Origin of the sequence: Acinetobacter kyonggiensis (assembly GCF_900107285.1) — a bacterium.
GTDB lineage: Bacteria > Pseudomonadota > Gammaproteobacteria > Pseudomonadales > Moraxellaceae > Acinetobacter > Acinetobacter kyonggiensis.
Genome location: NZ_FNPK01000008.1, coordinates 71,390 through 85,208, shown reverse-complemented (window position 1 = coordinate 85,208; position 13,819 = coordinate 71,390). Strand labels below are relative to the sequence as shown.

The window sequence follows — 13,819 nt, the reverse complement described above, 5'->3', positions numbered from 1 at the left end:
AATGCGATTTTCAATTATTTTTTCTCCAAGATTTTATCGACTGCATTTAACGCTGCGCCCACCACTTGATCCATATTATAGTAGCGATATTCTGCCAAGCGACCGACAAAAGTTACATTTTTTTCCTCATCAGCCAATGCCTTGTATTTTTTAAACAACACTTCGTTTTCATCGCGAGGGATTGGATAGTAGGGCTCACCTTCTGCGGTTGGATATTCTCGAACAATAGAGGTGACAGGGTGTTGCTGTCCTGTTAAATGCTTAAACTCGGTAATACGGGTAAAATCAAAGTCATTCGGGTAGTTTACCGTACCAACGCTTTGATAGTGTTCTGTATCTGCAAGGTGTTGATGCTCAAAGCGTAAGGAACGATAGGGCAATTTACCGAATCTGCAATCGTAAAATTCATCAATACACCCTGTATAGACGACGTGGTCATATTGCCTGTCTTGTTTGAGCCAATCTTTATAGTCTGTAGCCAATTGTACCTGAATATTAGGATGCTTGAGGATATTCTCAAACATCGCAGTATAGCCATCTGACGGCATCGCTTGATAAGTATCAGTAAAATAACGGTCGTCGCTATTTGTACGGGTGGGAATCCTTGCTGCTACGCCTGCTTTAAGCTCGGATGGGTCTAAGCCCCATTGTTTTTTTGTATAATTTAAAAAGAATTTTTCGTATAAATCACGCCCAACGCTATTTAACACCACATCTTCACTGCTTTTGACTTGCGCTTTAGGCTCTCGGACTTTTTCAAAAAAATCTGCTGCACCTTGTTCATCAAGGTCTAAATCATAGAGTTGATTGAGGGTATCTCGATTGATGGGAAATGGATATTCTTTGCCATCGACCACGCCACGCACCCGATGTTCATAAGGTCGCCATTCGGTAAACTGGGATAAATAGTTAAAGATTCGTTCACTATTGGTATGGAAGATATGCGGGCCATATTGATGAATCAGAATGTCATGAGAATCTTTGACATCGCAAGCATTGCCAGCAATATGATTACGTCTATCCACAACCAGAATTTGATGCTCAGCTTCTGCTAGCTCACGAGCAACCACTGAACCTGCGAAGCCAGCGCCAATTATTAAAACTTGCATTTTTTTAAAAGATCCCTCTTTGCTCATGACGTTTGCCACCTTTAGATGAAAAGCCATCATACACCCCAAAAAAATAGGCTTTAAGTTGTTGATATTTCTTTTGTTCAGTGACTAATGAAATAAAAAATCGAAATAAAATACTTGGTAGCGTTTGTGAATAAAGCTTAAAACCAAAGTATTTTTTGGCAATAAAAATTCGATTACGTGTATCGTAATACCGTTTCCACGGAGGTAAAGACACATAGTTAATTTTTTTTCCTAAAATCTTATATTCTTTGTGAACGGCTTTAGGATGTTCGATTCTACTTTTACCAGCTAAATATAGTTTACTGCCAGCCTGCTTTGCTCTTAAACAATATTCAGTATCATCAGCAGCAATAAAGAAGTTTGCTTCAGGTAAACCAATTTTTTCCACTAAATTTCGATGAATTAGAAAGCCTAAGAATGGTAAAGAACGAACTTCCATTTTTTCTAAAATATCGTTTGGGTTATGTGTTGACAACCAAATATCCCCTTGTTTGACCGTCATCTCCCAAGAAGTTTGCTGGTCTTGTATTGCTAAAGAAGCATAAATATGTTGTGGTGTGGCATATTTCATCAACTCCTCAAGCGCAGTTGGATGAGGCATCGCATCATCATCCATCATCCAGACATAATCTGCACCATGTTCAAAAGCACATTGCATTCCTGCGGAAAAACCACCAGCACCACCAATATTTTCAGGTAAGTTTAACCAGATTATTTTTTCATTGATTAGTAAACCTTCATGCCTAATATACTCCTCTGTCCCATCGGTAGAAGCGTTATTAATCACTATAATATTTTCAAACTCATATATTTGATTTAAAAGGCCAGTTATGCACTTTTCTAACAAATTCTTCCTATTAAATGTTACTACAACAATATTAATTTTCATGATTAACTTTTGGATGTCTCCCTATTACTAGAATTAAAATTAAATTTAATAAAGAAAAAATTTGTATTTTTTGTATTTTTACAAAAATCAATTTAACAAATTTAACAAAAGTTAAAAAACTAGGGTAGTGCCTAAATAGCAATATATCATTTATATGTAACTCAAATTGTCGCCATGACTCTATTTTTTGATTTTGAGACATATTATGTAATATAGTAGATTCAGAATGAATAATTAATTTATATTTTTTCTTCTTTTGTATTTTATACAGCCTTAAAAAAAAACTATAATCAACACCATATAAAAAAAAATTTTGATCAAATAAACTCAACTTTTCCTGCACAAATATATCCACTATCTTCTTAGAAATAACAAGACCTGAACCCGCACTTAAAATAACTCCTCCACCAATATCTGAAATATCACGCTCATACAACAATATTTCATTACTCAATAATGGGAAGTACTGCTTATTATTTGTAATCTCAAAAATTTTAGGAAGCTCTAAATCATAATAAGCAAGATCAAAAATTTTACTAATAAAAGAATCATTTAAAACAGTATCATCATCTAGAATAACTCTTCGGTCATACAACATCGTTTTATCTATAAAAAAATTATAAATCGAACTTAATGATTGATTATTTAGATTTTCAAAAAAAGATATTTTTTTAAAATTATAAAATCGTTCAGAATTTGAATTAAATGAATTAATCAAAGAGTTTGGACCATTGTTATGAATATAAACTTCAATCTCTTTATATTTTGAATATTTTTCTAAAGATAAAAAAGTACTAGAATCCCAAAAATCCTTCCCATATATAACAACTAAAAAACACACTTTTTTATCCACGCATATCTCTTATTAATTTTAATAAAAAAACACTATAGTTAATTATTATATTTTTGAAATTCATCAATAAATTTAAAATCTTGAAGCTAGATACAAAAAATTTAGTTGTAGTTGTATAATAGAACTTAGATTTTTTATTATTTTGTATTTTATTTATGAATTTTTTCTTCAGATCTATGTATGCTTTATTTACATTCCCAATACTTTTATGGAAAATATGAAAATCAATAACATAGCATTTCAATCCAAGTGAATTTGCATTTTGACATAAATCTAAACCATAAAAATGAAATCCACCAAGGTCAATGCTACAAGCTAAATTTTTAGAATTATTTATGATAATAAAATTTTCATCTAAGTAACCGACTAAAAAAGGGAACTCTTTTTTTACTTGTCTTACATAACCATTTGGATCTGTAATACAAATCCCTAATTCACCGAATTCATTTAAACCTGCATTACCAGCCACACCCCAATTAGGATCTACAATATCCAAGTTTTCCAATACAAAATCTAATTTTTCTCTATCATCAAATTTAAAGACTATATCTTGATGACAAACAACAATATATTTTGATTGGCTATTTTTAATAGAATAATTTATTGCATCAAAACCATCAAATTCATTTAATACTGTATTATCAAAATAATTGAAATTTACATCATTATCAAAACCAAAAATTTTAGCACTGTTTACCATTTCTTTATATTCATTAAAATCAGTCACAAGGGTATAGAATTCATATTTGAATTTATTTTTAAAATTTCGAGTAACTTTATTCATTAACTATTAAAACCTGCTCTAATATTCAACATAGCATCATAATTTTTAATCAACGACTCATTATGAGAAATAGTGATAACTGTTAACATATATTTCAACTCATGAATAACCTTATTTACCGCACATTCAGTTTCAGTATCCAAAGCACTGGTGGCTTCGTCCATAAATAAAACCTGCGGATTTTTATATAATGCCCGAGCAATCCCAATACGCTGCCGTTGTCCACCAGAGAGCATCACGCCACGTTCACCAACAATCGTATGATAGCCTAAAGGTAATTGATGTTGAATAAAATCATCTATTTGAGCTAGTTTGGCTACACGTTCCACTTGTTTGAAATCAATCTGTGTTGAAGGAATGCCAAAAGCAATATTTTCAGCAATACTTTTATCTGCCAAATAAATAAATTGAGGAACATATCCAACCAAATCTCGCCATGTATTTATATTGTGCTGTGTTAGTGCGACATCATCTATATAAATTTCACCTCGTTGTGGTGTAAGTAAACCCAGCATAATATCCATGAGGGTACTCTTTCCACTACCACTTTTTCCTATAACTCCTAAGCTAGAATTTTTTTTAATTTCAAGGCTAAAGTCATTAAGGATGGGTTGCTCAAGCCTATTTGGATAAGCGAAGAAAATATTTTCTAATCGTATAGAATTCTCAAATTTCAGTTTTTGAATATCTGACTTCAAACTGTCTATATGCTCAGTATTTTCTAAGGCAAACTCTGGTTTAAGTATAGATAAAACCTGCTCTGAAAACTTAATTTGAGAAATAGAGCGATACATATTTTGCGCAGCAGGCAGCATTCGATACGCTGCAAAGCCATATAAACCAAGCACAGGTAAAATATGTGATACCTCTTTACCTGAAACGACTAAAATCATGGCTAAACCAATTAAGCAGCCATAACCTACGGTTTCAATAATATTGAGTGGAACTTGCCCCAAAGTATCACGTGTTGCGATATGTCTGGCAAAAACTCGTGAAGATTGTTCAAACTGTTCAATATAGCCGTGTTTAGCATTATTAATCATCACATCTTTTATACCTGCCAAGGCTTCCTGACATGTTTGATAACGTTCTTTATTGGCTTGAGTAAATTCCTGCCCAATCTCTGTCAGTTTTTTCCGTACCAACATATAAATCACGCAGTAAAATATTCCGAGTACAGCTGCTGTAGCTATTGCCATCAATGGATCATACAACAGTAAAATACCAACCATTGACAACAATACGACTCCGTAGGACATAAGTGTCAAAGCGGGTAATATCATGGTCCAAATCAGTTGATCAACTTCTGATAAAATATTTTTGACCAAAGTTGCACTGTTTCGCTGAATAAAAAATTCATAGTTCTGCTGTAAATAAATTTTAAGTAAGCGAGTAGCAAAGTAATGTCGCTGTAAACTGGCAAATCTATTCACTGCATATTGCGTAATTATTTTAAAAATGGTTGAAAATATAACAATGCCTAAAGATAAGAAACCCAAATAAACAATAAAATTTTGTTTGCTTATCGCGCCTGTAAAGTCATAAATTAATTTTAAAGAATGATTTGACTCGACAACTTCTGGATTTGATAAAACAGCCAGAAAAGGCATAATCGAAATCACACCCGCAGACTCTATAAGCGCCATGCCCATCACTAAAATAAGGACATAAATGACCTTACGTTTGTCGAGTGGTGACAAAATTTGCCAAAGCTGTTTCAAACTATTTAACACGTTGTAATCTACTTTTCTTTATACATAAGAGCAGTAATTTGCTCTGAAATTAAACCCATTAAAAAAATCATAACACTTCCCGTATAGAGTAAAGCACTCATATTGGTAAAACGATGAAATTCATAAAGGGTATAGCCGTACCAACCCGTTGCCATTAAAAACAGTACAACGGCAATAGGTAAAAACATTTTCAACGGTGAAAATAAGGTGGCAATTTTAAAAATAATCAAGAAAAATCGCACCCCATCTTTAATGGGTTGAATATGACTCTTTCCTATGCGCTTTGCTGCATGTATTGGAATATAAGTCACTGAATAACCTGCCCGAAAAAATGCCATAGTACTTGTGGTTGGGTAGGAAAACCCATTCGGCAATAAATATAGAAATTCCCGAAATTTATCGGCACGTACCGCACGAAAGCCTGAAGTTAAGTCTTCGACTTTTTGCTCAGTCATGTAGGTGGCGAGGTTGTTATAGAGTGCATTGGCAACCCCACGCCCAATACTGGCTTGAGAACCTTTCTGTCTTGCACCCACAACCAAATCATAACCTTGCTCGATTTTTTCCAACAAACGAGGAATATCCTGCGGGTCATGCTGCCCATCGGCATCCATAAAAATAATGACATCGCCTGTTGCTGAACGGGCCCCAGTTTTAATCGCTGCACCATTCCCTTTAGAGTAGGGGTGAGTAACTACTTTAGCACCTGCTGCTTCTGCAACTTGTTTGGTATTATCAGTTGAGCCATCATTCACAACAATAATTTCATGAGCCAGTTGCAGTTGTTGAATTTGTGCAATGGTTTGACCGATTGCACCTGATTCATTTTTGGCAGGTAATACAACACTGATATTCAAGCTCATATCCCTTAAATTCCTTTTTTTATTCTATCTTCGAATATTTTTTTTAATCTAGGGATTTCCATGTCGTATTCTACCTTACTGCGTCTTAATTTTGAGACATCTTGCTGTCTATAAGTTTGCTCAACTTGATTAAGCAATATAAGTGCGTCAGATGAAGAACCATATGTTCCTACCTCTGCAACCATCATCAAACCTGCTTCCGCGTCATTATATCGTTTAATAGCCTCTTGATAGTACACTAATGCCTGTGTGTCATTATGCATTGCCAAATATATTCTTGCTTTGAGATAAGGGGATAAACGCCAAAATACAGATATCTGATTATAGCGCGTATCTATATCTAATCTCTCAATTAAATTCAAAGTTAATTGACAATAGGCAATGCATTGCTGCTCATTATCTATAACACCTTCAGCTAAAATACGAAGCCCTTGTAATGCTTGCGCATCGAAAGGCTGTACAGCCAGTCTATGCATCGTATTTTCAAAGTCTTGTTCTATTGCCAAACGATAGGAAACCTTTTGCAATAATAATTGCATATTCAACAAGGAACTATCAGGCATATACTTAAGCATTTGTTCCAAATAATTATTGGATTCTGAAACTTTCCCCTGCTCTACTAATTGTCGAGCAATTGTACTTTGTGCTCGTGGTGAGTTAGGTGTATTTTTTGCCCAATACAATAGCAATTGCTCAGTATCTCCCCATAACTTAGCTCGCTGATAAGTAAAGAAACTTAAAATACTTAATATTGCAATGACAATGATATAAACTAGTTTTATATCAATTTTATTTTTTAAAAGGTACAGTGCGCTAGCTATAGGTAAAAATAAAAAAATAGCAGCTAAATAGTTACGATGTTCAAAATACAATTCCAAACCTAATACTGTTGACTCCATTAGATGTGCGGCAAAAAAGAAAAAAATTGCTAAAGTAAATAATGGATATCTTTTTTTGCATAAAAATGCTGAAAAAGTTAGTACAATCAAAAATAAAATTGAATATAAAGTTGTAATCGGTTGTAGTATAGATTTAGAAATAAGATATCCATCCTGATATAATCCTCTTCCTTCTATTTGTGGAATTAATAAATGGAAAATATACTCAGTTACAATTTTAGCTTCGCTATATAAACGCTCTACCTGATTAAAATTTCGATTCGGCCAAAGGTTATCTGAAAAATTTAGTTCTCTAAAAATAATATAAAGTACAGCACATGATGGTAACCATAAAAATAATGCTCTACATTGCCAAATTGGTTTATTAATTTTATTAGGATTACAAAATTCAATAGCCAAAATAAGCAAAGGCAACAAAGCGCCATTTTCCTTACTATAGGTTGCCAAAATTGTACACAGACCAATAGACACTGCCATATAAAAATAGGCTGTTAGCGGTTTATAAGATAAAAATAGTCGTGCTTTTAAATAACCAATAATGCCAATCAAGCTAAATAATGTTGCCAACTGTGCCATACGCTGCACCACATATAAGGTGGTGGAAACAAAGTATGGATGCAATAACCAAATGGCAGTTGCTACAAGTGAGATCCAAATAGCTTCTTGTTCTTTATAATTATAATTTCTTAACAATAGTAAGCTCGCCCAACAAAGCATTACCCCGTTAAGCAGATGAATCATTAAATTTGTATATTTAAATGAATAAGGAAAAGCAGGCCAAGTATTTGCATCAATTAAAAAACTAGCCAATGAAATGGGACGGCCTGTAGGCCCCGCAAAGCCACTTTGAATAAAGTTCCTTACTTTATCCCAACTATCGATAGTACCATAAGTACCTAGTGGCTCTAAATTAGGATAATCATCAAATAGAAAATCACCTTTAAGTCCTACCAAATATATTAAAAAGCAAAGAAGAAGAACAGAATAAAGGCTTAAAATTGGTAGGTACTTTTTCATCATTGTTTTAAAACCATTAAAATAATAACGCCTATCATGAAGATAGGCGTTATTTATGCTAACTATAAATTAACGGCAGTTAGTTGGAATTAAAGTAGGGTCAATTGAACCTCCTTTACATTTCCAGCTAACACCGCCAGAAGAAGTTTTCGGACTAAGCAGTAAAGTCACAGTTTGACCAGATGCTGCAACTTTATCACCATAAGTAACAGTAATAAGACCACCACTTACATCAACCGAGTTCACAGCATTACCTTTAATAGAGGCAGCTGCAGCCAAACCAGCAGCTGTATTATTTGCAGGCCAAGCATTTTGAGATGAAGCATATTCCGTTACAGCAGCTTTAGCACCGCCCGCCAAGCTCAAACCTTCAGAAACGTGAGCACGTTTAGTGTAGCTTTGATAAGCAGGAATCGCGATTGCAGCCAAAATACCGATAATCGCTACAACGATCATTAATTCAATAAGAGTAAAACCCTTTTGTGCGTTCATAACATTCTCCACAAATGTTTGTTAATTTTTATAAGCTTTATAAACTTATTTAGCTTATTTTATGTATAGCACTAAATATGCCAAGAGTGATTATAATAAAATTAACAGAAAAAACAGCACTTTAAAAAAATAAAATTGTTACAGTGTGGTTTTAATGTTTTTTTTGGTAAAAAAATGACATTTTTTGTCACTTAAACACTGTTTTCTAGCCCAATATTATAGGTTCATTACTCAATTCATTCTGCTGATCGGCTATGACATGTGTATAAAACTCAATTAAGACCTCTCCAATGCTAAATACCCCCTTTATAACGGCTTCTTTATAGTGCTGCGCTGCCAATTGTTGAATTATATTTTGACAAATTTGATCCCAAACCACTTGTTCGGTCGCTTTTTGAATTCCACGGTCAATCACAATTTCAACTTTTTGCTCACATAAGTTTAAATAGAGCAGTACACCGCTATTTAACTCGGTATCCCAAACACCCAGTTCAGCAAAAAGCTGTCTTGCCCGCATATGAACAGTTTGCTGATACGCTTGATTTGATGGAATACAGCCCTCTATCACCACCTGTATTTCTCCAACATGACCCTGCTCTGCATATTGTACAGCTTGTGCAATTTCATATTGATCCTGTTTGGAAAAATAACGCTTGGTTGCTGGCATAAAAAAGAAATGCTTAAGCCAACGCTTAAAGCTGGGCTGAGCGATTTCTTCAATTTTCGGCTGTGTGACAATTTCTGTCGTATCTGTTGTTGTTACCATGAGCCTGATGCTCCTCCCCCGCCAAAACCACCGCCACCACCGCTATATCCGCCGCCACCAAAACCACCACCGCCTCTGCCACCACGTCCACCACCAGAGGAAGCTAGAAATAGCTGAAAAATGGTTTGTGCTAAAGCCGTAATCAATAAAAAGAAAATCCCACCACCAATCAACAAACTGGTCAATAAGCCTGCACCATTGACCAAGCCTGCGACTGTACCTGCAACCGCAGCAGTTGAAGCACTTAAGCGTTTACCCACCACAAAAGAACCAACAATCCCCGCAATGAGGATAAATAATGCCGTACTTAGGGTTTTCTGTTTGGCTTGTTGCTCGTGTAAAGCTTGTGCTTGACGTTCTTTTAATTCCTCTGCCGCTTGTGCTGCCACTTCAGGATCCATAGTTAAAATACGTTCAATTTCAGCTAAACCAGCATCAATCCCTTGCGCATATTGGGCTTGTTTAAAATAAGGCGTGATTTGATTACGAATAATACGGCTGGCCACAATATCGGGTAACACCCCTTCCAAACCATAACCGGTTAGAATTTGAATCCGCCGATCATTCACCGCAATGGCCATGAGCAAACCATTGTCTTGTTTGGCTGAACCCAATTGCCATTTTTCCGCAATGCGCATGGCAAAATCAAAAATATCTTCCTGCCCTGTCGTTGGAACAATCACCACACCGATTTGCGCTTTGCCTTGTTGATGTAACTTAATAATCCGCTGGCTTAAAGCTTGTTTTTCAGGAGCAGAAAGTAAATTTGCCTGATCAACGACTGGCTCATTGAGTGTAGGCAATCCACGAATAGATTCGCCCTCTGCCAGATCATTGGCAATTTTCGGTTGTTGTAGCGTTGTATCGGTATTTTTTTGAATTGATGTTTGATTTTGTGCTGTCTGTTGATCTTTGACAATTTTACCGAGCACCACCGCTTCAGCACTCTCATCCGTCGCAGTCGTGGCTTCGCTCCACGCGACTGAACACATCAGTATGCTGCAACACAATAACAAGGTTTGCAGTATGCTTATGGGTGAAATGTGTTGTTGATCAAAATCAGACATCGGCATTCCTTATTCAATCATGCAGACTTAATCGAAGGATACTTTCGGGGCATTTTGTGCGCCTTGTTCAGCACTAAAATTCGGTTTAGTCTCCATACCAATTACTTTGGCTGTCATCACTTGCGGGAACTGACGTGAATAGGAATTGAAGTCCTGAACAGCAGTAATATAACGATTACGTGCCACAGCAATACGATTTTCAGTGCCTTCTAGTTGAACTTGCAACTCACGGAATTGTTCATTGGCTTTTAAGTCTGGATAGTTTTCAGACACTGCAATTAAACGTGATAATGCACTGGTCATCTGTGCCTGCGCTTGTTGATATTTTTCAAATAAAGCGGGATCTTCTAGCACTTCTTTATCCACTTTTAAGCCTGCAACATTGGCACGTGCTTGCGTTACTTCAGTCAAGACTTGTTCTTCATGTTTGGCATAGCCTTTAACCACATTGACCAAATTAGGAACTAAATCGGCGCGGCGTTGATATTGGTTTTGTACTTCAGACCACGATGCCGTGACCGCTTCGTCTTTCACCTGTAAGGTATTATAGCCACAACCCGATAATGTTAAGGTACTGACCAGTGCGATAGCGACTAAACTTTTCTTCATGAAATTCATCAATTTATATCCTCTATATTTCTTTGTATTTGTTTGGATATTTTTTATTGTAAACACATTTAGACAAAGTTCTGTTTAATTTCAGTATTCCACATGGTCAATAAAAAAGGTGAATATCATGATTCACCTTTTTTATTTTATTCATTAATTCAGCAAAATTGGCTTTAATTCATGTTGAAAACTTTCTACTTGATAGTCTTCTGCTAAACGCTGTTTCCAGTCACTAATCAGTTTTGTATAGTCAATTTCAGAAGGATGAAAATCACGTTTAAAATAAGCTAAATATTCTGGAGCAAGTTGCAGAAACATTTTTCCCAGCAAGTACAATCCAAAAATATTTCCGCCCACTTTCGGCAAACTTTTTTTCTTATCTTGGAGAAATAACCGTGTGGCAGAATAGAGCGTTAAGCTGGCAAAGCCCGTTGTTACACTACGCATAATCATACGCCGGATTTTATCATCACCGTATACAGCTTGGTAAACATCAAAAGCCACCGCCCGATGTTCAATTTCTTCAATGGCATGCCAAACCCAAAGTTTTGCAGCATCCTCATCTAGGGTCGCCAAAACCTCTGGATGCCTAAGAATATAACCGCCCAGTAATGCAGTAAAATGCTCAAAAGCACAGGTAATCGCGAGTTGAATTTTAGGATGTAAATTTTTGACATAGTCATCTTTACGCGCCAACCACGCCTGAAAACGATCTAAATTATAATCCTCACTACGCCAAGCCGCATTGAATTCAGCGTGTGCTTTGGAATGCATGGCTTCTTGTCCAATAAATGCTGCTATTTGCGCTTGCAGAGTTTCATCTTTCACTTTATCGCGTACATTTCTTACGCTATGCACAAAAAATTGTTCACCGATCGGGAAAGTCGAAGAAAGTGCCGTAAGTAAATGTGACATGACAGGAGAATTAGCAAAATAATGTCGACGAATGGCCTGAGGATTAAATTGTAAACGTCGTACTGTAATGCCAATGGCTTTGGGACGATTTTGATATGATTTTTCTGCCGCCACGGTGCTCATAGAGTAATCCAGTCAAAATAGACAATGGATTTTAGTATGCGAAGTAAATCACAACTGTTATATGGCAAAAGCGCTTGTTCAATTAGCCAAAAGAGACAACATGATCAGTGGTTTTGCCTAAAACCTTTGCAAAATAAAAAATCCCCCTTTTTTCAAAGGGGGATTTAAGCGATTCACTTTTAAGATATTTTCAGCTTAGCTTAAAAAGCTAATCCAATATCCGATCAGATATCTAAATAATCCAAAATACCTTCAGCAGCTTCACGACCTTCCCAAATGGCCGTCACCACCAAGTCAGAGCCACGAACCATATCACCACCCGCAAAGATTTTCGGATTTGATGTTTGGAATTTGTATTGTTGCTTCTCAGCTGCAACTACACGACCAGAACCATCTAAACCAATGTTTGCACCCGCAAACCAATCTGCTGGACTGGCACGGAAACCGAAAGCTAAAAGTACTGCATCCGCAGGCAAAATTTCTTCTGAACCCGGAACTGGTTCAGGGCTACGACGACCACGACTATCCGCTTCGCCCAATTGTGTTGTGACCACTTTAACGCCTGTGACTTTTCCATTTTCGCCCACAATTTCAATAGGTTGACGATTAAATTGGAAGTCCACACCTTCTTCACGTGCATTTTTTACTTCACGACGTGAACCCGGCATATTTTCTTCATCACGACGATATGCACAGACAACTGATTCAGCACCTTGACGAATTGAAGTACGGTTACAGTCCATCGCAGTGTCACCACCACCAAGCACAATCACTTTCTTGCCTTCAACACTGATGTACTCGCTTGGGTCTTTTTCCCAACCTTGCGTACGGTTGACATTGGCAATCAGGAAATCCAGTGCATCATACACACCATCTTGCTCTTCACCTGCAAAACCGCCCTTCATATAGGTGTATGTTCCCATACCCATAAAGACAGCATCATAATCTGCAAGCAATTGCTCAATGGTCACATCTGTACCAATTTCAGTATTTAAACGAAATTCAACGCCCATACCCGTGAAAATTTCACGGCGACGTTTCATTACGTCTTTTTCCATTTTAAATTCTGGAATACCAAACGTGAGCAAACCACCAATTTCAGGACGTTTATCAAATACAATAGGTTTAACCCCGTTACGTACTAAAATATCCGCACAGCCTAAACCTGCAGGACCTGCACCAATAATCGCAACTTTTTTATCTGTCCACTTTACAGAAGACATATCTGGACGCCAGCCCAAAGCAAAAGCAGTGTCATTAATATATTTTTCTGCATTACCAATGGTCACTGCACCAAAACCATCATTTAAGGTGCAAGCACCTTCACATAAACGGTCTTGTGGACATACACGACCACAGACTTCTGGCAAAGTATTGGTTTGATGGCAAAGTTCTGCTGCTTGGAAAATACGACCTTCAGCAATCAGTTTTAACCAGTTTGGAATGTAGTTATGTACTGGACATTTCCATTCACAATACGGGTTACCACAACCGAGGCAGCGATGCGTTTGATTGGCCGCAATTTCCGCTGTAAACGGTTTATAAATTTCCACAAACTCTGCTTTGCGGACAGTGAGATCTTTTTTCTCTGGATCTTGGCGTGCTACATCCAGAAATTGAAAGTCATTGTTTAGGCGCTCTGCCATGTCTCTCTCCGTGGGTAGGTGCAGTCG

The 13,819-nt window shown here is 36.5% G+C and carries 13 protein-coding genes; all 13 read right to left on the bottom strand.

The features are described 5' to 3' along the window. Nucleotides 1-14 precede the first annotated feature (14 nt). Nucleotides 15-1,109, bottom strand: coding sequence for a UDP-galactopyranose mutase (gene glf / locus BLV99_RS08390; protein ID WP_092689728.1), 1,095 nt, complete (start codon nt 1,107-1,109; stop codon nt 15-17). A gap of 4 nt (nt 1,110-1,113) precedes the next feature. Then, nucleotides 1,114-2,025 carry a glycosyltransferase family 2 protein gene (locus BLV99_RS08385; protein ID WP_092689591.1) on the bottom strand — a complete coding sequence of 304 codons (912 nt, stop codon included), beginning with the start codon at nt 2,023-2,025 and terminating at the stop codon, nt 1,114-1,116. Then, nucleotides 2,015-2,878, bottom strand: a complete 864-nt coding sequence (locus BLV99_RS08380; protein ID WP_092689588.1) for a hypothetical protein — start codon at nt 2,876-2,878, stop codon at nt 2,015-2,017. Before BLV99_RS08380 ends, BLV99_RS08385 begins: the two co-directional genes overlap by 11 nt. Then, complete coding sequence (locus BLV99_RS08375; protein WP_092689585.1) at nt 2,871-3,662, bottom strand: hypothetical protein; 792 nt, start codon at nt 3,660-3,662, stop codon at nt 2,871-2,873. Before BLV99_RS08375 ends, BLV99_RS08380 begins: the two co-directional genes overlap by 8 nt. Further along, the gene (locus tag BLV99_RS08370) at nt 3,662-5,395 is read right to left on the bottom strand and encodes an ABC transporter ATP-binding protein (protein WP_092689583.1); all 1,734 of its coding nucleotides are present in this window, start codon (nt 5,393-5,395) and stop codon (nt 3,662-3,664) included. Before BLV99_RS08370 ends, BLV99_RS08375 begins: the two co-directional genes overlap by 1 nt. An 8-nt stretch (nt 5,396-5,403) precedes the next feature. Further along, nucleotides 5,404-6,258, bottom strand: a complete 855-nt coding sequence (locus tag BLV99_RS08365; RefSeq protein ID WP_092689581.1) for a glycosyltransferase family 2 protein — start codon at nt 6,256-6,258, stop codon at nt 5,404-5,406. A 5-nt stretch (nt 6,259-6,263) separates the two neighbouring features. Next, entirely contained in the window at nt 6,264-8,177 is a 1,914-nt protein-coding gene (locus BLV99_RS08360) for a tetratricopeptide repeat protein (protein ID WP_092689578.1), read from the bottom strand. Between the two features lie 66 nt (nt 8,178-8,243). Next, complete coding sequence (locus tag BLV99_RS08355; RefSeq protein ID WP_092689576.1) at nt 8,244-8,666, bottom strand: pilin; 423 nt, start codon at nt 8,664-8,666, stop codon at nt 8,244-8,246. 205 nt (nt 8,667-8,871) lie between these two features. After that, a complete protein-coding gene (locus tag BLV99_RS08350; protein WP_092689574.1) occupies nt 8,872-9,432 on the bottom strand; it encodes a TPM domain-containing protein in 561 nt (186 codons plus the stop codon). Continuing rightward, nucleotides 9,426-10,499: a TPM domain-containing protein gene (locus tag BLV99_RS08345; protein ID WP_171259169.1), complete on the bottom strand. Its 1,074-nt coding sequence runs from the start codon at nt 10,497-10,499 to the stop codon at nt 9,426-9,428. The genes BLV99_RS08350 and BLV99_RS08345 overlap by 7 nt, the downstream gene beginning before the upstream one ends. Nucleotides 10,500-10,526: 27 nt before the next feature. After that, nucleotides 10,527-11,117, bottom strand: coding sequence for a LemA family protein (locus BLV99_RS08340; protein ID WP_092689571.1), 591 nt, complete (start codon nt 11,115-11,117; stop codon nt 10,527-10,529). A 144-nt stretch (nt 11,118-11,261) separates the two neighbouring features. Next, on the bottom strand, nt 11,262-12,146 hold the full coding sequence (locus BLV99_RS08335) for a metal-dependent hydrolase (protein ID WP_092689568.1): 885 nt from the start codon (nt 12,144-12,146) through the stop codon (nt 11,262-11,264). Between the two features lie 224 nt (nt 12,147-12,370). Continuing rightward, the gene (locus tag BLV99_RS08330; RefSeq protein WP_086164713.1) at nt 12,371-13,792 is read right to left on the bottom strand and encodes an FAD-dependent oxidoreductase; all 1,422 of its coding nucleotides are present in this window, start codon (nt 13,790-13,792) and stop codon (nt 12,371-12,373) included. Nucleotides 13,793-13,819 lie beyond the last annotated feature (27 nt).